We start from the raw sequence: 18,703 nt of genomic DNA on the forward strand, positions 1-18,703 counted from the left end.
CCGTCTCCAATGGCCCGGCCGCCGAGGATGTCGTAGTCGACGTCGACATCGGCGGTGATTTCGCCGGCGACCATGGCCTCGCGGGTTCCCCCCCGCGGCGAAGGACGGAAAGACCGACTCGGCGGCGACGTTGTTGTCCAAGAACAGCCAGCCACCCGGCTCGGTCGCGCCCCCCAGGGCGGCCAGGAGCTCCCCCAACCCGGCCTCGGGCAGATATCCGAGGCTGTTGCCGAGTTGGATCACCAGGTCGAACTGGCCGAGGCCGCCGAGGTCGCGCATGTCGCGACGGTCGAGGCGCACCGCGAGCCGGCGGCATCGGCGACACCGGGGGCGTGCGCCAGTGCTTCGGCGGACATGTCGACGTAGTGACGTCGAAGCCCCGGGCGGCGAACTCGACCACATGGCGGCCGCTGCTGCAGGCGACTCGCACACCTACACCCGCGGCTGCGAACAACGGTCCGGCGGGATCCTGCCCCACCTCGCGACGGCCAACACCGCCCGCGACCTCGACCTGCTCCGCGCCGCGGTCGGCGATGCACGCCTTACCCACATCGGGCAGAGCACGGGACCCATATCGGGGCCACCTATTCCAGCCTCTACCCCAACCGCGTGCGAGCCATGGTGGCCGACTCCCCGATCGACGCGGACCTGTGGGTCAACCAGCCGTGCACCGCACTGCGCGAACTCGTCGCGGCGAACGAACTCGGGTTCAGCCGCTTCTTCGCCGCCTGCGCCGAGGCGGGCGACCCGCACGCACGCAGGGGGCCTGAGCTGACCAATCACGTCCGGTCAGCGAGCGCGCCAGTCCCGTGGCCGGATGTTCTGTCCGGGCCCGGCCATCAGGATCCGGGTGTATGCCCCGCCGCCGGTGCCGACGATGGCCAGGTCTTCGACCCACCCGCCGCCCGCCGAGCGCGAGCGACTGTAGGCGACCTTTGCGCCGTCCGGTGACCACACCGGATACCAGTCGGCCGGCGAGTCATTCGGCCTGGTGATGTTCACCTTTTGGCCGGTCGACAGATTTCGTTTGACCAGCCAGTAGATTCCGCAGTCCTCCTCTGTCGCGGCAAGCCAATTTCCGGTCGGGTCGTAGTCCGGTGTGTAGCCCAACATTTCGGGCATCGAGATGTTGGCGCCGGCCGGCGTCATCTGGCGCACATAAACCGGCGTGCAACTACCCTCCCAATCGAGTACGTCCTGATAGGCGATCCGGTTCCCGCTCGGCGACCACACCGGCTCGGAGTAAAGGTTTGCCGAGTTGGCCGTATGGCGATTGCGCTTGATCAGCGTCGCCGAGGCGCCGGGGGCGGCGTTCATCACCGCGATGCCGTCCCCCGAGTTCGCGGTTGCGTTGCGGGTGAACGCGATCCGGCGCCCGTCGGGCGACCACGCGGGGTTGGTTTCGCCCACACCGGCGGTGCGGGTCCAGTTGACGACATTGGTCCCGTCGGCCTTCATGACGAACAGGTCGGCGTTGGTTCCGCTCCCCCGGCCGAAGACGATCCGCCGGCCGTCGGGTGAAAAGGCGGCGTCGCTGATCCCGCCGCCGCTGGTGAGCTGGCGTTTGTTGCTGCCGTTGGCGGCGATGAGGTAGAGATTGCCGTTGATGGTGATGAGCAGGTCTCCATTGGCCGCTGGGGCCGGGCTGCCCCGGTCGAGCCGTGCTGGGGCCGTCGTGGCGCTGGCGGCCCCAGCCAGCGAGAAGACCAGGGCAGCCGCGGTAGCGGCCAGTGTCGTGCTTCGCAAACGGATCATGTCCGTTCCCTCCTTCGGGTTGTGTACGACGGGCTCTGACGGACAGGAAAGGCGCTCGCCGGCGGCCGTAGCCGGATGCGACTTCCGTGAGCGATCGCTTGCGAGTGCGGGCGGTGCGTGACCTCCGTGCTGGGGCGGCACCAATTTCGGCCAGCCCGGGGACGCAACAGGACTTGACCCCGCGCCCTGCCCCGCCCTGACGAGGCGGCCCTGAGCGAGGGCATCGGGCCGTTGGATCATTCCACGATCGGCAGGGTGCTAAAAAGGGGGGCGCTTGCGCCTCACCTGAAGGCGTATTGGGCGATCCCGCCGCGACAGAACGCTGCCTTCGTGGCCGCCATGGAAGATGTGCTCGGCGTGTATGCCCGGCCCTACGATCCGGGCCGGCCGGTGGTGGTGATGGACGAAAAGCCCCTGCAGCTGCTGGCCGATTCGCGTCCCGGCACCCCCGCCGCGCCCGGGCGACTCGCCCGTCAGGACTACGAGTACGTGCGCTGCGGGACCTGCTCGATCTTCGTCTGGGCCGAACCGCTGGCCGTCGGAGTACCCGCGCCGGTGGACACGTCCGGACGATCCCCCAACCATCGAGACGATTTCTGGATCCGAATGAACCTGGATTTCGATGAGCTGCTCCGGTCCTGGGCGCCGCTGGTGCAGGTCGAGAACGACGCCTCGCTCGCGGCCGTGGCCGAACATACCAACGGAGCGGCCCAGGGATTGAGCGACACGATGACCATCCTGGCTGGCGAGCGCCTGGGAGCGGGTGTCGTGCTCGACGGCAGACTGTTGCGGGGCGCACATGGGGGCCGGCGAACTCGTCGTGGTGCGTAACTTCAAAAGAGTGCAGACCGCGCACGGTCTCGGGCATCAACTCGCCGTGTGGGCCAAGAAGCAGGCGTCGGCCACATCCTCGCGCCGAAACGGAGCCGGCCGGGCCGGAGGTCACCGGTGAACTCGTCCTCCAGCGCGCCGAGGCGGGAGACCCAGCGGCGATCGAGTTGGTCGAGCGGCAGGGCCGGCGGCTGGCGCGGATCGTCGGGGTGTTGGGCAGTCTCTATGACCCGGAACTGGTGATCGTGTCGGGTAGGATCGCGGCTGGTATCGAGCCGGTATTGCGTGTCACCCGCCCCCTGCTTGTCCGGTGAGTTGGACCTGCCCGCGCCGCGGCTGGTCGCATCCGAGCTGGGTGCCGACGGTCTCGATCGGCGCCGTGGCCGCGGCCGTGGATGCCGCGCGCGAGGGCGTCCTCTCGCTCGCTCCCCGGGCGGGAGAGGGCCTTGTCCTGAAGCCGTCGGCAGGCGGTCAGTGGCTGAGCTTGGTCCAGGCCTGGTGGGCAAGCCGGTCGCGCAGCGACTCCGGGGACTCGCGGGTGTCCAGCGCCGTGTGGACGAGGTCGGCCTGGGTGGGAGGCGCCATCCCTTCCACCGGCTGGTCGCGGTCGAGGTTGGAGGGGAAGGCATAGCCCTCGGCGCTCGCGGCGACGGCGTGGTCGACGAGAGCGCGCGGCATACCGGCCTCGAGGGCGCCGAGCAGCGCGGGATAGACCGCATTGACCACCCGTTCCCGATCGACGCTCTCCATGGCTCGACCGAAGGCGGAGGAGACCTGCAGCAGGTTGGCCATCCGCTGGATGTCCGCCGAGACGTTGGTGCCGGCGGCGTGCATGAGCGCCGGGTTGAACCACACCAGGTCGCCCTTGCGCAGCGGCAGCTGGATGTGGTTGGCGACGAAGTAGTCCTGGAACTGCGGGATCCAGTAGCCGAGGTAGCCGTGGGTGTACTTCTGGCTGTGCGGCAGGTACAGGGTCGGGCCGGACTCGACCGGCATGTCGACGTGCGCGACCGCGCCCTGCAGCGTCAGCACCGAGGAGAGCGCGTGCACATGCGCCGGGAAGCGCGCCGCCTGTGCCGAGTCCATGAACCCGAGGTGGTAGTCGCGGTGGACGGTCTGGCCCTTCCCGCCGGGCCGAACAACGTTGGGCTGCACCGTGATCTGGTATGCCGGGCCGAGCCATGCCCGGGCGCCGAGCGCGACGAGGTCGTTGCTGTAGTAGTCAACGAAGACCTCCGGGTCGGCGACGGCGAGCTTCTCCAGGGCGTTCCAGACCCGGTCGTTGGCGCCCGGCTCACCGAAGTGGTCGCCCTTGGGCCCGCCTTCCTCCTTCTCGGCGGCGATGATCCGCTCGTATGCCGCATTCACCCGGTCGATGACGTCGCTCTCGAACGCTCCGGTGAAGACGATGATCCCGGGACCCAGCGACCAGGCCCGCGCCAGCTCGGCCTCGACGTTGGTGCTCTCACCGGCGGCAAGCGCCTCGCGCACGCGCGCGGCGTCATACACCAGGACGTCTTGTTCGACGCCGCTGGCGTAGGGGTAGTCAGCCAGATCGGTCTGGTCTTGCAGGATCTCCAGCAGATCCTCCAGGTGGCAGTCCTCGGCGTGCAACGCCCCGACGGGGAAGGCGGGGGTGCGGCGGGTGACGTGGTGGGCGACCGCGGACATAAGCGTCAGGCTCCTAGTGCTGGGATAGGGACTCGAAGGGTAGTTCCAGGATGACGGCCGACAGGTTCGGTTGCGACGGCTGCAGAACCTCAATTTCCCCTCACGCGCGTGGTCGCGACCCCCTACAGTCGGTGGTATGCCGCCGGGCCCATACCGGATCGCCGACATCGCCTCCCAGGCGGGGCTGAGCGTCGCGACGGTCGATCGCGTCCTGCACGGCCGGGCGCACGTCAGCGACCGCGCTCGCCGTCAAGTCGAGCGGGCGATCGCCGAGCTGCGGCGCCAAGAGTCCCAGCTGCGCCTCGACGGGCTGAGCCTCGTGCTCGACCTCGTCATGCAATCACCCGAAAGGTTCAGCGCTGCAGCCCGGCACGCGCTCGAGGCCGAACTCCCGCGAATCCGGCCGGCGAACATCCGTTCTCGCTTCCACTTCCGGGAAGGAGGTGATCTCGACTCCCTGGCCAGCGTGCTCGACGGCATCGGCCGGCGTGGGCACGTCAGCGATGGGGTCATCCTCAAGGCTCCGGACGATCCCGTGATCGCGGCCGCCGTCGACCGGCTGCGCGAACGCGGCATACCGGTCGTCACGCTGGTCACCGACGTCCGGCGCTGTCGCCGGATCGCCTATGTCGGCCTGGACAATGTCGCCGCGGGAGCGACGGCGGCATACCTTCTCTCCCAGTGGGTCTCAGCGGCCCCGGGCGCAATTCTGTTGGCATTCAGCGACTCCGGGATGGTTGGCGAGCAGGAACGGCTGGATGCCTTCACGACGACGCTGGCTCGCCTTGACCGCAAGCGCGAGGTGGTGGTGATCGGCGACGCTGGCGGATTGGACCCAGCTATGGGGGAACTCGTCCGGCAAGTAGCCTGTCAGCGCAACGACATCATCGCTGTCTATTCGATCGGCGGCGGCAACCGGGCGATCGCCGCGGAGTTGCGGGCCGCCGGCATGACACCCCGGGTGCACATCGGCCACGATCTCGACGCGGACAACGACGAGCTGCTGCGCATCGGAGTGCTGTCCGCGGTCCTGCACCACGAGCTGCAGGACGACATGCGCCGCGCGTGCGAGCAGTTCCTGCGCTTCCACCGGATCCTCCCCGGCGCCCCGGCGACGGCGCTGGCCACGCCGGAGATCGTCACGGCATACAACCTGCCGCGCCGGCTCGGCCCGACCGCTCCGCGCTGACCGGCATGACCTGATCGGCGAAACGGTTCGACAGGGATCATCCGAAGGGATGATGCGCACGGGTCGAGCCGGACCCGCCGGGATTCCTACCGTCGACGTATGCCGCTCGACCTGCGCCCACGTTGCGACCACGCCACGCCCCACCGGCCCACTCCTGCGCCGGGGGGTTCGGCGAGGACCGTTGGGCGCGAGCAGACATCCGGAGCCGGACGCCGCGGCGCCGGCCTGAGCTCACGGGCGGCGGCGCTGACCCTGGTGCTCTTTATCTCCGTGCTGGGGGCGGCGATGGGGGTTTTCCGGGATACCCAGATCCCGACGCGGGGAGAGCCGATTCCGGCGAGTGCTGAATCCGCTTTGGTCGCAGCGGAACTCGCGGTCCGACCGGGAGCCGATGTGCAGCCGGTGCTGCTCGTCGCCACCCGCACGGACGGCGGCGTGTTGACACCCGCCGACGAGCGGGCGCTCACGGGCTTGACCACGCGGGTCACGCCGGCGGGCCTACCGCCGGTTGGCCCGCCCACGCCCACGCTCGCGCAGGACGGACATGCGGCATCCACCCTGGTCCCGGTGCGAGTCGGGACCGAGACCTCGGACAATGTCGCGACGATCACCGACCTGCGTGGAGCTGTCGCGACGGCCGCCCCGGCCGATCTGCGCGTGCTCGTCACCGGCGGTCCGGCGTTCGGGGCAGACATCGCAAATGCCTTCTCCGGCGCCGACTTCCGGCTGTTGCTGGTGACCGTTGGCGTTGTCGCCGTACTCCTGCTGCTCACCTATCGCTCGCCTATCTTGTGGCTCGTCCCGATCCTCGTGGTGGGCTTGGCCGACCAGTTAGCCGGCGTCGTGAGCCGGGCCGTCGGGCAGGCCAGCGGGCTGACCTTCGACGCCGGGATCGTCTCGGTGCTCGTCTTCGGCGCCGGAACGAACTACGCGCTCGTCCTCATCTCGCGCTACCGCGAGGAGTTGCGCCGGGTCCAGGACCACCAGATCGCATTGGCCCGGGCGCGGCGGGCCACCGCGCCCGCGATTCTCGCGAGCAACCTCACGGTCGTGTTGTGCCTGCTCACCCTGCTGCTCGCGGTCGTGCCCGGCACCCGCGGGCTGGGGCTGGCCGGCGCCACCGGGCTACTCATTGCCCTCGTCGCCGCGCTCACCGTGCTTCCCGCCGCCTTGGCCCTGACCGGCCGGTGGATCTTCTGGCCCTTCATTCCACGACCCGGCCAGCACGACGACGGCCAACGGGGGGTGTGGGCCGCGCTGGGAGCGGCCGTCGTCCGCCGGCCGGCGCTCGTGGTCGCGGGTGGGCTCGCGATTCTTGCCGTGCTCGCGAGCGGACTGCTCGGCACCCGTGTCGGGCTGGGCCAGGCCGACCAGTTCCGCGTGGCCTCAGACTCCCAGCGCGGACTGGCGGTCATCGAGCAGCACTTCCCGGCGGGCACCGCCGCGCCGGTGACCGTCGTGACCGATGCCTCCTCTGCCGAACAGGTCGCCGGCGCTGTGCGCGCGGTCCCCGGGGTCGTCAGCGTCGCTCCCGCCGGCCAACCCAGCGACGGGCGGGCCGTCTTGACCGTCGTCGGTGACGCCGCACCCGGGACCCCGCGAGCGGCCGAGTTGGTGCGGGCGACGCGGGAGGCGGTGCACGGCATACCGGATGCGGGCGCGATCGTCGGCGGCGCTCCCGCCGTCACCGTCGACGCAAAAGCTGCGGCCGAGCGCGACCTGCGCGTCATCGCACCGCTTGTCCTCGCGCTGACCGGGCTAGTGCTCATGGCTCTGTTGCGCGCGGTCCTCGGGCCGCTGGTCCTGCTCGCCGTCAACGTCGCGAGCAGCCTGGCGACGATCGGCGCGGGCGCGTGGGTGGGGCGCCACCTCGTCGGCTTCCCCGCACTCGACGTCCAGGTCCCGCTGATCGCCTTCCTCTTCCTCGTCGCCCTTGGGGTGGACTACACGATCTTCCTCGTCCACCGCGCCCACCTCGAGGAGCGCGAACACGGTATCCGCGAAGGGACGGCGCGCGCCCTCGGCCACACCGGTGCGGTGATCACGAGCGCGGGCATCGTGCTGGCCGGGGTCTTCGCCGCGCTCGGCGTCTTGCCCCTGGTCGTCCTCGGCCAGCTCGGATTGATCGTCGGGCTCGGCGTGCTGATCGACACCTTCGTCGTGCGTGCGCTGCTCGTGCCGGGGGTGATAGCCCTGCTCGGGGAGCGGGCTCACTGGCCGCGGCGGCGTACCGTTCCTTCGTGAGCACGAGCGCGGGTGCGCCCCCGACGGGGCTGCTGCGTGGCCTCACCCGGCTCCAGCATGTGCTGTTCGCCGCGCTCGCTCTCATCGGAGCAGTCCAGGCCTGGCGCAGTGGCGCACATCGCGTGCTGCTGGTGTTGACCGTGCTCGTGCTCGCCGGTTGGTATGCCGTTGGCGCCTCCCACGCGGCGCACCGGCAGTTTTCGACTCCGCCACCTGGCGTCGGCCCCGCGACACCGGGCCTCGGCCACGCGCCCCCGGCGCGCCTGGCTCGCGACGACCCGGAGCCGAGCAGCGCGGGCCGCGAGGCGATGGCCTGGTTGGTGGTGTTGGCGCTCTTCTGGGGTGTGGCGGTGCTGGTCTCACCGGCGTTCGTCTGGGTCGCCTTCACGTTGTGGCTGCTCGCCGGGCACCTGCTCCCGCTGCGCTGGGCCGTCGTCTTTTCGGTGGCGGTGCTCACCGTCGTTGTGCTCGTCCCGCCGCTGTCCGGCCAGCCGTGGTCGATTGCCGGGGTTGTCGGCCCGAGCGTCGGGGCGCTTTTTGCGCTGGTGCTTTCCCGGGGCCAAGTGCTCCTGGCCCGAGATGCCCTAGAGCGCGCCCGGCTCGTGGACTCACTGGTGGCCGCCCAGAGCGAAACCGCTTCCCTGCAGACTCAGTTGCTCCAGGTCCAGCGCGAGGCTGGAGTGCTCGCCGAGCGAACCCGGCTCTCCCGCGACATCCACGACACGCTGGCGCAGGGCTTCTCCTCGATCGTCCTGCTCGCTCGCGGCTCGGCGGGCGTTCCCGACGAGGGTGGCCTGCGGGATGTGCTTGGCGGGATCGAGCGGACGGCGGGTGACAACCTTGCCGAGTCCCGGCGGATCGTTGCCGCGCTGGCGCCGAAATCCCTTGTGGACAGTGGTCTTGGCGCCGCTCTCCGGGCGCTCCTCGATGACTTGGCGCAGGCCGGGATCGGGACGCGGCTGCGCCTGGACCAGGAGAACCCGCGCCTGCCGACCGACGCCGAGGTGGCGCTGCTGCGGACGGCCCAGGGGGCGCTGGCCAACGTCCGCGCCCACTCCGGCGCACGCACCGTCGTCGTCACCGTGGCCGGCTCCGACACTGAGGTTCGCCTCGATGTCGTCGACGACGGCACCGGATTCGACCCGTCGCAACTCGGCGAACCGCCGCACACCCCGGCGCACGGCGGATACGGCCTGCTGGGGATGCGTTCTCGGCTGCGCGAACTCGGCGGCGACCTCGTCGTCGAGTCCGCGCCGGGCGACGGCACGGCCATCTCCGCCCACCTTCCGATCGCTTCGGCCCGGCCGCAACTGTGCTCCACAGCGGGCCAGCCATGACCCGCGTCCTGATCGTCGACGACCACCCGGTGGTGCGGGCCGGGCTGCGCCTGGTCCTCGCCGGGCAGCCCGGCATTAAGGTCGTCGCCGAGGCCGAGACCGGCTCTCGCGCAATAGAACTCGCTCGCGAACTCGAGCCGGACGTCGTGCTGTGCGATCTGCGGCTCGGGGACGGTATGGACGGTGTCGGCGTCGCCGCTGCCCTGCGCGGCCGCGACGATCCGGCGGTGCTCATCCTGACGACCTACGACCACGACAGTGATATCGTCCGCGCGGTCGAGGCGGGCGCGGTCGGCTACCTGCTCAAGGACGCCGACCCGGACGAGATCGTGCGGGCGGTCGAGGCTGCCGCCGCGGGAGAGTCGATCCTGTCCGAGGAACAAACCCAACGCGTGGTCGCGACCATGCGCTCCGCGCCCACACGAGCCCTGAGCGAGCGCGAGATCGAGGTGCTTGGGCTCGTCGGCGAGGGCCTGTCCAACCGGGCGATCGCCAAGGCGCTCTTCGTCAGCGAGGCGACGGTCAAGACCCACCTCGCCCACGCCAACGACAAGCTCGGCACGAGCAGCCGCACCGCCGCTCTCGCGGCTGCCCGCGCGCAGCACCTGATTTGACGTCCCGGCAGTCGAGATCAGGTGGCTCGCCGATCGTCCGCCCGTTCCGTCGGCGGGTCGCCTGATCTCGACGTATGCCGTGGGGACTAGCCCGCCCGCCAGTCCCGCGGCGTGATCCTCACGCCAGGCGTCCTGGGGACGATGATCGTCTTCCCGGTGCGGTCGGCGTTGATGACGCCCAGCTCCGTCCAGCCGCCGATCAGGTAGTCGCTGTTCTGGAAGGCGATTTGCCTGCCCGAGGGCGACCACACCGGGTCGGTCTCCGCCGGGTCATCCCACATCCGCGTGACGTGTGCCGTCTTCCCGGTGGTCATATTGCGCTTGAGAATCCACGGGGCGAAATCACAGTTCTCGGCCGAGCCGGCAACCCACGTGCCGCCCGGGTCGACATCTGGGTCAAATGCGCGGAACGACCCCGGCAGGGTTGTCCCGGTCGGCGTGATCCGCTCCACCCAAACGGGTGAGCAACTGGAGTAGCCGATGTTCACGTGGGTGACGGCCAGCCAGTCCCCGTTGGGTGACCATTTGGGGTCGGAGTAGGTGTCGGACTCCTCCTCCTGGTAGACGTTCTGTTTGATGACGGTGGCCCGCGCGCCGGCCCGGACGGCCATGACGGCGATCCCGTCGCCCCGCTCGGCGTCGCGGACGTCTCGGGTGAACGCCAGCCGCTTCGCATCCGGTGACCAGCTCGGGTTGTTCTCGTTGATGTCCGGGGTGTTCGTCAGCCGGACCACGCCGGTGCCATCGGAGCGCATGACATACAGATCCGTGCGCCGGTTTTGGCCGCGGGCGAAGGCGATCCGCTAGCCGTCGGGTGAGAACGACGCGTCGGCGATGCCGCCGGTGTTGGTCAACGGGCGCTTGTTGGTGCCGTCGGCGGCGAACAGATAGAGATTTGCGTTGATCGTGACGAGCAGGTCGCCCGTGCTGGCGGTCGCGGCGGTTTGGCTCGCCGCTGAAGTTGTCGTGCCCGAGGCAGCCGCGGTAGTTGCCTGGACCGCCGCTGCTGCGCCGACGGCGACCACGCCGGCGAGCGCGATCGTAGTTGTGCGTTTCATGATTCCCCCTGAGGTGTTGGTGATGCCTGTCCGGTGTCGGACATGGATCGCTGACGGACGGGCCGCACCTGTCAGCCGCACGGGCGAGGGATCTTGCGCAGTGAAACGGTCAGGCTCGGTTGCGGCCCAAGGCGAAAACACAGGCGAGCGCCGCGGCGCTCAGCGCGACCGTGCGCAGCACGGTTAGCCTGCAGCAGGCTGTCGATCGTCGCCGCGTCCCGCCCGATCCGGTCGAGCCGGTCATGCCGAGGGATCGCCCACAACACGGTCGAGGCGATGGCGCTCAGGCCTCCCGCCGCCACGACGGCGGCCAGTCCCCGGGGGGTCCCCGCCGGCCGGGTCCACCAGAAGCCGGTCTGGGCGAGGAAGGTGACGAAGCCGGGCACGACGACGACCCAGGTGATCGTGCGGTTGTACTGCGCGTGATAGGCAGGAAATCCGGCGGCCCCACGGCGCGATAAAGCGGATAGGACACGAGCTGGGCCTGCCAGCCGCAGGCAGCGACATAGCCGCTCATCGCGGTGAGTGCCGCCAACTGCCAGTGGCGCCAATGAGCCCGCTCGATCGGCTCCGCGCTCGTCGGCGCAAGGGATGTGGTCTCGGTGGGCCTCCAACGGTCCAGCCCGCTGCGCGACGAGCAGGCCGCCGCGACCCGCCGGCGCATCCTGGCGAGCGCGGCCGAACTCTTCACCCGCGAGGGGTATGCCGCCACGTCCGTCGCCGCCGTCGCCCGCGCCGCCGGAGTGTCCGCGCAGACGATCTGCAACGCCTTCGGGTCCAAGCCCGCTCTCCTGAAGGCCGCGTATGACGTCACGCTCGCCGGGGACGACGCCGACGTCCCGCTCGCCCAGCGGCCCGAGGCTCGCGCCGTGCACGAGTTGATCGATCCGGCGGCGCTGCTCCGGCGGCGCTGCTCCGGTCGTATGCCGCCCTCGGCCGCACCCTCCTGGAGCGCCTGGCCCCGCTCCAACTGCAGATCGCGAGCGGTGCCGCGACCGGGGATCCGGACCTCATCGCCCTCGCCGCGACGACGGACACCGAGCGGCTGGACGGCACCCTGATGGTCGCCCGCCGGGTCGCCGAACTCGGGGGCCTGGCGCCGGGCCTGAGCCTGGAGCGGGCCCGCGACCGGCTCTGGACGCTCAACAGCGTCCAGGTGTGGACCCTGCTGACCGAGACGCTCGGCTGGAGCCCGCAGGAGTATGCCGAGTGGATCGGCGAGCAGATGTGCGCGGCGATCCTGGGTCCGTCCGCGCGCTGAGGGGGCACCCCGGAGCGAGGCGTCGGCCCGGTGACCCTGCTGGCGCCGGTGGCGGCCAATGTCCTAACATTCCGCCAACCGACGAGGAGGACGCCCATGCAGACCTTGCCCCAGGCCCGGATCCCCGATCCCAAAGGCGCACCGTCGCTGCGCTGGGGCATCCTCGGCACCGGCTGGATCGCCGAGAAGTTCACGACCGCGTTGCGGTGCAACACGACTCAGCGGATCCAAGCCGTCGGTTCCCGCAGCCAGGAGAGCGCGGACCGGTTCGCGAAGACGGTTGGGGCGGCCGCGGCATACGGCTCGTATGAGGCGTTGGTGGCCGACCCCGAGGTCGACGTCATCTATGTCGCCAGCCCACACAACCTCCACCACGATCACGCGCTGCTCGCCATCGACGCCGGCAACCACGTGCTGATTGAGAAGCCGGTCGCCGTCACCGAGGCGCAGGCACGCGAGATCGCCGACCGGGCCGCCGAGGCGGGCGTCTTCTGTATGGAGGCGCTATGGACGCTCTTCCTGCCGAAATACGATGTGCTGCGCCAGATCCTGGACGACCTTGTCGTCGACACCGTCCTGGCCGACCTCGGCGAATACTTCACGCCGGATCACCGCATCTACCGGGCCGACCTGGCCGGCGGGCCGATCTATGACCTTGCCACCTATCCGTTGAGCATCGCGATGTGGGCGATCGGTGCCCCCGAAACCGTCGCCGCCGTGGGTTCTCCGGCCCCCAACGGCATCAACGGCCAGCTCGCGATGATGCTCACCGGCGAGGACGGCGGCATCGCCTCGCTGCACAGCACGATCCTCGGCCAGACCCCGACGACGGCGACGATCGCGAGCGCCGACGTCACCATCGACATCGACGGCCCGTTCTATCAGCCCGGGGGATTCACCGTGAGCACCCGCAGCGGCCAGCGGCTGCGACATGACGAGCAGCCGCTCGCCCACGAAGGTGGCCTGCACTTCCAGGCCGTCGATGTCGCCCGGCGGATCGTTGCCGGCGAGACGGTCTCCCCGGTCCGGCCGATGAGCGACTCGGTCCAGCTGCTGCGGGTCATGGACGCGATTCGCCGGCAGGTGGGCATCCCCGATCCCAGCTGAGCTTGATCCACGAGTTCCTCTCCCCCTCCCACGGCCCGGCGCCGCCGAGCCGGGCCCCTGATTCGAAACCGGCGGGTCGAAAGGAGCGTGTCGGTACGTTTCGTGGCGGCGATAACCGTGCCGACCGGGTCCTCTCGACCTGCGTGAACGCTGTTCGTTTGAGCAGTGTCACCTGATCTCGATCGGCTTCCTTGCCCCAACCAGGAAGCGGCGAGGGCCCGGGAGACTCGGGCGACCAGTGTGATTGCTGCTACGTGATCGGCGTCATGTCCGCAGGTCGCGCGCTGGCCGGAGCGGCCGGCCGACGACTCCAGGGCGCGCCAACAGTGGCAAGTGGCGCCCTGACATGCGCGAAGTCGCCTTCGGGCGAGTAACGGCGGATCTCTTGGTGTGAACGCGACAGCAGTGAGTCGCAATGTGGCCGTAGGTGATCAACGACATAGGTGTGACGACGTTCGCACGCCGCCCCGTGGTCGAAATGGCCACCCTCATGTGACGATATGTCCAGATTGGTGGGGAAGCGACCATGACGAACCTGATGATTCCAGACGTGAGCGAACGCACGATGGCCCGCTTGCGCGCCCGCGCCGCGCGGAACGCGCACACGGTGGAGGACGAGGTGCGCGACGTTCTCGACGCTGCGACCGACGGTAACAACACGATGTACCTGTTCTCCTTGCACGAGGCGCTCAGCGAGGCATTGGAGGACGTGGCCGTGGCGGGACCGCCCGCGAGCGAGGGCCGGCGAGGCGTCGGGCGAGCCTCGGTAGCGTAGCCGCCCCAACAAGTCACCCACACGGGCCAGGCGGGCCTAGCCTGGTGCCAATCGCAGCAGCGCCGAGGAGACCGGCGCAGCGGACGGGGCGGCATACGGCGTCTAGGAGGGTGTGGACACACTGGCGAGCAGGCGCGACCCCGCCCGGGATGCCCGCTCGCCGCGCGGTTTTGAGGACTTCCTCGCCGCTCACGGACGAACCCTGCTGCGCTTGGCCTATGTCCTGACCGGCACTCGCCCCGACGCCGAGGACCTGCTCCAGGACACCCTGGTCGACCTGCATCGCGCCTACGCCAAGCTGTCCGCGGCCGAGGCGCCCTACGCCTACGCCCGCCGGGCGCTGGTCAATCGGCATACGTCCAACCAGCGCAAGCGCGGGGCGCAGGAGCGGCCGATCGCCCCGGACGCGCTGCCCGATCCCGGCTGGCCCGACCCGAGCGAACGAATCGCGAGCGACGACGCCCTCTGGCGCCGCCTGGCCACCCTGCCCCCGCGGATGCGGCAGGTGCTCGTCCTGCGCTACTACGAGGACCTCGATGACGCGGCCATCGCCGACGTCCTCGGCATCGGTGTCAGCGCCGTCCGGTCCACCGCCAGCCGGGCGATCGCCATCCTCCGAGAGGACGAATCGTCATGAACGACATCGAAACGCGCCTGGCCACCGTTCTCCGCGACCGCGCCGAGGAGGTCACCTTCGACCCGGCCGAGTGGGCTGCGCGGGTTGCTGCGGCTCCCGCTCCGCCGCGGCGTCGTTGGCCGTATGCCGCTGCGCTCGCCGCCGCGGCCGCCCTCGTCGGCGCGATCGTCCTTGGCGCCAACGTGCGCGACGGGCATGACGTCACGCCGCCCGCGAGCAGCTCCACCACCTCGGTCGTGGCCCGAAACGCCCCGATCGCCGGCGCCTGGCAGCTCGCCCGGCTCGGCTCGGCACAGGTCACGGACGATCCCGCCCCGCTGTCGCGGATCATCGTCGCCGAGAACGGCTGGTGGCGAGCCGAGGCGGGGTGCGTCGGTGTTGGCGGCTGGCTGACGTGGGACCCCAGCACCGGGCTGATCGAGGTCGGTGACTGGACAGGGCCGGCCGAGCCGCTGCCGCCACCAGAGCTGGCCGACTGCTATCGGCCCGCGATCCTCACCGTCGTCCAGCCGGGCACGACCTGGACCCCCGGCAAGGGCGAGGTCATCGCCCGGGACGCCCAGGGCGAAGAGACCGCCCGGCTCACCCGCGCCGTCGAGGGACCGATGCTGAGCGTCCCTGACCGGAGCGCACTGGCGAGCAGCTCGGCGGTCCTCGGCGCGGTGGCCAACCCACCCAATCCCGGGCTGGGCGGCCTGATCCGTGCGGTCGGCGTGAGCGAGGCCCCATGGCTGGAGTTCGGCATTTCGGGACGCGACGACCGGGTCACGCTCGCCCTCGCGCGGCCCGAAGGCAGCGGCCCGGCCTGCCTGGTCGCCGCGCTGGACGCGCGCATCGACAGCCTCGGCCGGCTCACCGGCCGGCGGGCCCGATCAGCCGCCGGCGACGCCGGCGCCGACCTGTGCCCCGCGACCTATCCGCAGGAAGAGCCGGCGATCGCCGCCCTGCGGGCCACCACGGCGCTCGCTCGCGGCGACGACGGCACCTATCTGCTCGGCGACCGCGGCGTGATCGCCGGCTTTGCCGGTCCCTTCCCGGCCGGGGGCGGGCCGGCGGTCGTCACCGCACCCGACCTCCTGGCCGGGACGTGGATCTGGTGGGACGACGACCGAAAAGCCGAGGGCGCGCGGGTCCGGATCACGACAGCCAGCGACGAGCCCGACAGCGCCACCCTGTCAGTCACCGGAACCGCCGGCTGCGAGATCGCCCGGCGGGTCCTTCGGCTCGACTCGTCCGGGCAGGTGCGCTCCAACCGGGCCGTCACGGCGCGGACCTGCCCCGGGGGGCAGCGGCCACCGCGCCCGCTCCTCGACGTGGTCGAGCGGGCCCGTGCGGTCTACCTCGACCTCGGCTCAATCTGGATCGACGGCGGCGACGGCCGCTGGGCGACGCTGACCGACTCGGTACCACTGCCGGACAACGCCGGCCGCGCGCCGCTGCTCGAGCGCTACGCGAGCGCCACCGACGTCCTCGGCCGGTGGAAGCTGACCTGGTCCCGCCAGGATCCCGAGCATGATTTCGGCACCCCCGGCCCGCTGCTGGAGATCGACCGCGGCGACCGGGCCGACCTGGCCTGGCGTTTCCACGGCTGCAACGCGCTCAGCGGCCGGTCGGTCCTCGTCGCCGGGCGAGTGATCGGCACCACAGTCGGCTCGACGCTCATGCTCTGCAAGCCGGGCCCGCTGGAACGGGCCGACGAGACGGTCGGCGACGCCGCGGCATACGGGATCTCGATCCGCGACGAGCTGCTCGTGCTCAGCCGCAGCGGCGCGCCGCTGCTCGCCTTCACCCGCGCCGGGTGACCAGCCTCTGGACAGGCGGCGGGCAACCGGCGCTCAGCCGGAGGCGTCATACTGGATGGCGGCCCGGCACCCCGGGCCTGTTTGTCGCCCGACCCCGGAAAGCCCATGACCGACCACCCCGTTGGCTCCACCGCCGCTCCCGAGGCCCCCGCGCCGAAGCCGCCCAAGCCGCCGAAGAAGAAGCGGCGCTGGCTGCGCGTGACCCTGTGGACGCTGCTCACCCTGGGCATCCTCACCGCGGCGGCGCTGATCGTCGCCTATGTGACGACGCCGATCCCCAAGGCCAACGAGCGGGCGTTGCAGCAGAACTCGATCATTTACTACAGCGACGGCAAGACCGTGCTCGACCGGTTCGCGACCGTTAACCGGCAAAGCGTCAAGCTGGAGCGGGTGCCCGAGCAGGTGCAAAAGGCCTTCCTCGCCGCCGAGGACCGCACCTTTTATCAGAACAGCGGCATCTCACCGCGAGGCATCGCCCGCTCGGTCTGGGTCGGGCTGCGGGGAGGGCCGCAGCAGGGCGGCTCGACGATCACCCAGCAATACGTCAAGAACTACTACCTGACCCAGGAGCGCACGCTCACCCGCAAGTTCAAGGAGATCATGATCTCCATCAAGATCGACAAGGAGGTCTCCAAGGACCAGATCCTGGAGGACTACCTGAACACGATCTACTTCGGGCGGGGCGCCGACGGCATCCAGACCGCCGCGCAGGCATACTTCCATACCAGCGTCAGCAATCTCGATGTCGCCCAGGGCGCGCTGCTGGCCTCGGTGATCCGCGGCCCGTCGCTCTATGACCCCTCGCTCGGCCCGGAGCAAACCACCCTCGCCAAGGGCCGCTGGGAATATGTCGTCGACGGCATGGTCGAGAAGGGCTGGCTCTCCCAGGCCGAGCGCGACAAACTGAAATTCCCCAAGGTGTATGCCGCGGCCAAGACCACCGGGCTGACCACCCCCAACGGCTTCGTCAGCGAGGCGGTGCGTGAGGAGCTGAAGAACAAGCTCAAGCTCACCGACACCGAGATGGCCCTCGGGGGCCTGCGGATCGTCACGACGATCGACAAGCGCGCCCAGGACGCCGCGATCAACGCGGTCAAGACGGCCATGCCCGAGGGCCAAGGCACCGAAGACCTGCACGTCGGCCTGGCAGCCGTCGTCCCCGGCGACGGCGCGATCCGGGCGATGTACGGCGGGCCGAAGTACGGCTCCGGCGAGATGGGCTACTTCAATACGGCCACCGACGCCGGTATGCAGGCGGGCTCGACGTTCAAGGTATGGACGCTGATCGCCGCGCTCGAGAAGGGCCTGCCGCTGAGCACGCGCTTTTCCGGCGCCGGTCCGCAGTACTTACCGCAGTTCGCCAGCGACGAGCCGGGCGCGTCCGCGGCCGCTCGGGCGGGCATGGTGCAGAACTTCGGCAATGGCTCCTACGGCGTCCTCGACATGGCCACGGCGACCGCGCTGTCGTGCAACACCTACTTTGCCCAACTCAACATCGAGGTCACTCCCGAGCAGACCAAGCTGATGGCGCAAAAGGCCGGCATCCGCGCCTGGCGCCCGCAGAAGATCCTCGGCACCAACTACGCCAACGTCTTCGGCACCGACCTGGTTCGCCCGCTCGACCAGGCAGCGGCATATGCGACCATCGCCGCGGAGGGCAAGTATGCCGCGCCCTACCTGATCGCGAGCGTCAAGGGCGCCGGCGGCTTCGACATCAACTACAAGGCCAAGCCCAAGGTCAAGCAGGTCTTCAAGAAGGCGGTTGCCCGGGACGCGATCCAGGCGATGCACCGGGTGACCCAGCCGGGTGGCACCGCGCCGGGCGCGTCCTCCATCGGCCGTCCGGTCGCCGGCAAGACCGGCACGACCACCAACAACTACAGCGCGTGGTTCGACGGCTTCACCCCAGGGCAGTTGGCCGCGGCGGTCGGGATGTATAAGGGGGACGCCTCGCTCAAGCCGGAGAACCAGATGGTCGGCATCGGCGGCTACGCCGAGATCACCGGCGGCAGCGTGCCGCTGAACATCTGGACCGCGTTCATGGGCGCCGCCTTGCAGGGCCAGCCGATCGCGCAACTTCCGCCGCCCGGCAATGTCTCCGGCGCCACCCCCACGATCGTCTCGACGGTGCCGCCGTACACGTCGACGACCAGCACGCCGCCGAGTTCGACGAGCACGAGTTCCAGCTCGTCGAGCAGCTCCACCAGCTCGACGTCCGAGACCCCGAGCGGGTCCGGCAGCATCACCGACATCCCGACGACGCCACCGCCGACGAGCGACACCACGCCACCGCCGACGAGCGAGACCACCCCACCGCCCACCTCGGACACCTCCACCCCACCGAACCAATCCCCGACGACGACTCCGGGCACCACCACCGAGACGACACCCGCCGGCGCCACCGGCACCACCGCCCCCTAGG

General features: G+C 70.2%; 18 protein-coding genes. 13 read left to right on the plus strand and 5 right to left on the minus strand.

All coding sequences use genetic code 11. From position 1 onward, the window contains the following. Positions 1 to 789 precede the first annotated feature (789 nt). The gene (locus tag V9G19_RS03550; protein ID WP_462284111.1) at positions 790 to 1,755 is read right to left on the minus strand and encodes a TolB family protein; all 966 of its coding nucleotides are present in this window, start codon (positions 1,753 to 1,755) and stop codon (positions 790 to 792) included. A 231-nt stretch (positions 1,756 to 1,986) separates the two neighbouring features. Here V9G19_RS03550 and V9G19_RS03555 point away from each other — a divergent pair, with 231 nt between their 5' ends. Then, positions 1,987 to 2,586, plus strand: coding sequence for an ROK family protein (locus V9G19_RS03555; protein ID WP_462284112.1), 600 nt, complete (start codon positions 1,987 to 1,989; stop codon positions 2,584 to 2,586). A gap of 35 nt (positions 2,587 to 2,621) precedes the next feature. Then, on the plus strand, positions 2,622 to 2,900 hold the full coding sequence (locus V9G19_RS03560; protein ID WP_462284289.1) for an ROK family protein: 279 nt from the start codon (positions 2,622 to 2,624) through the stop codon (positions 2,898 to 2,900). A gap of 157 nt (positions 2,901 to 3,057) precedes the next feature. On the opposite strand, the gene V9G19_RS03565 is transcribed toward V9G19_RS03560, so the two are convergent. Continuing rightward, the gene (locus V9G19_RS03565; protein WP_462284113.1) at positions 3,058 to 4,257 is read right to left on the minus strand and encodes a phytanoyl-CoA dioxygenase family protein; all 1,200 of its coding nucleotides are present in this window, start codon (positions 4,255 to 4,257) and stop codon (positions 3,058 to 3,060) included. A gap of 136 nt (positions 4,258 to 4,393) precedes the next feature. On the opposite strand from V9G19_RS03565, the gene V9G19_RS03570 reads away from it, so the two are divergent. The 4 genes from V9G19_RS03570 (at position 4,394) to V9G19_RS03585 (ending at position 9,641) form a co-directional block, all read left to right on the plus strand. After that, complete coding sequence (locus V9G19_RS03570; protein WP_462284114.1) at positions 4,394 to 5,446, plus strand: LacI family DNA-binding transcriptional regulator; 1,053 nt, start codon at positions 4,394 to 4,396, stop codon at positions 5,444 to 5,446. A gap of 99 nt (positions 5,447 to 5,545) precedes the next feature. Next, positions 5,546 to 7,690 carry an MMPL family transporter gene (locus tag V9G19_RS03575; protein ID WP_462284115.1) on the plus strand — a complete coding sequence of 715 codons (2,145 nt, stop codon included), beginning with the start codon at positions 5,546 to 5,548 and terminating at the stop codon, positions 7,688 to 7,690. Then, positions 7,687 to 9,027 (plus strand): sensor histidine kinase, encoded by a 1,341-nt coding sequence (locus V9G19_RS03580; protein ID WP_462284116.1) that lies wholly within the window; start codon positions 7,687 to 7,689, stop codon positions 9,025 to 9,027. The genes V9G19_RS03575 and V9G19_RS03580 overlap by 4 nt, the downstream gene beginning before the upstream one ends. Beyond that, the gene (locus tag V9G19_RS03585; RefSeq protein WP_462284117.1) at positions 9,024 to 9,641 is read left to right on the plus strand and encodes a response regulator; all 618 of its coding nucleotides are present in this window, start codon (positions 9,024 to 9,026) and stop codon (positions 9,639 to 9,641) included. The genes V9G19_RS03580 and V9G19_RS03585 overlap by 4 nt, the downstream gene beginning before the upstream one ends. An 86-nt stretch (positions 9,642 to 9,727) precedes the next feature. On the opposite strand, the gene V9G19_RS03590 is transcribed toward V9G19_RS03585, so the two are convergent. The 3 genes from V9G19_RS03590 to V9G19_RS03600 all read right to left on the minus strand — a co-directional run bounded on the left by V9G19_RS03590 (position 9,728) and on the right by V9G19_RS03600 (position 11,250). Beyond that, complete coding sequence (locus V9G19_RS03590; protein WP_462284118.1) at positions 9,728 to 10,396, minus strand: hypothetical protein; 669 nt, start codon at positions 10,394 to 10,396, stop codon at positions 9,728 to 9,730. A 48-nt stretch (positions 10,397 to 10,444) separates the two neighbouring features. Continuing rightward, the gene (locus tag V9G19_RS03595) at positions 10,445 to 10,699 is read right to left on the minus strand and encodes a hypothetical protein (protein ID WP_462284119.1); all 255 of its coding nucleotides are present in this window, start codon (positions 10,697 to 10,699) and stop codon (positions 10,445 to 10,447) included. A 71-nt stretch (positions 10,700 to 10,770) separates the two neighbouring features. Next, on the minus strand, positions 10,771 to 11,250 hold the full coding sequence (locus V9G19_RS03600; RefSeq protein WP_462284120.1) for a hypothetical protein: 480 nt from the start codon (positions 11,248 to 11,250) through the stop codon (positions 10,771 to 10,773). A gap of 51 nt (positions 11,251 to 11,301) precedes the next feature. Here V9G19_RS03600 and V9G19_RS03605 point away from each other — a divergent pair, with 51 nt between their 5' ends. From V9G19_RS03605 to V9G19_RS03635, 7 genes are all read left to right on the plus strand, one after another. Beyond that, on the plus strand, positions 11,302 to 11,760 hold the full coding sequence (locus V9G19_RS03605) for a TetR family transcriptional regulator (protein ID WP_462284121.1): 459 nt from the start codon (positions 11,302 to 11,304) through the stop codon (positions 11,758 to 11,760). After that, entirely contained in the window at positions 11,760 to 11,960 is a 201-nt protein-coding gene (locus V9G19_RS03610; protein ID WP_462284122.1) for a hypothetical protein, read from the plus strand. The genes V9G19_RS03605 and V9G19_RS03610 overlap by 1 nt, the downstream gene beginning before the upstream one ends. 96 nt (positions 11,961 to 12,056) lie before the next feature. Then, positions 12,057 to 13,067, plus strand: coding sequence for a Gfo/Idh/MocA family protein (locus V9G19_RS03615; RefSeq protein ID WP_462284123.1), 1,011 nt, complete (start codon positions 12,057 to 12,059; stop codon positions 13,065 to 13,067). Positions 13,068 to 13,605: 538 nt separating this feature from the next. After that, positions 13,606 to 13,842, plus strand: coding sequence for a FitA-like ribbon-helix-helix domain-containing protein (locus V9G19_RS03620; protein WP_462284290.1), 237 nt, complete (start codon positions 13,606 to 13,608; stop codon positions 13,840 to 13,842). Between the two features lie 112 nt (positions 13,843 to 13,954). Beyond that, a complete protein-coding gene (locus V9G19_RS03625) occupies positions 13,955 to 14,479 on the plus strand; it encodes a SigE family RNA polymerase sigma factor (RefSeq protein WP_462284124.1) in 525 nt (174 codons plus the stop codon). Further along, a complete protein-coding gene (locus V9G19_RS03630) occupies positions 14,476 to 16,281 on the plus strand; it encodes a hypothetical protein (protein ID WP_462284125.1) in 1,806 nt (601 codons plus the stop codon). The genes V9G19_RS03625 and V9G19_RS03630 overlap by 4 nt, the downstream gene beginning before the upstream one ends. A gap of 105 nt (positions 16,282 to 16,386) precedes the next feature. Next, the gene (locus tag V9G19_RS03635) at positions 16,387 to 18,702 is read left to right on the plus strand and encodes a transglycosylase domain-containing protein (protein ID WP_462284126.1); all 2,316 of its coding nucleotides are present in this window, start codon (positions 16,387 to 16,389) and stop codon (positions 18,700 to 18,702) included. The last annotated feature ends 1 nt before the right edge of the window (position 18,703 follow it).

Source organism: Nostocoides sp. (genome assembly GCF_037045025.1).
In the GTDB taxonomy this organism is placed as follows: Bacteria; Actinomycetota; Actinomycetes; order Actinomycetales; family Dermatophilaceae; genus Nostocoides_A.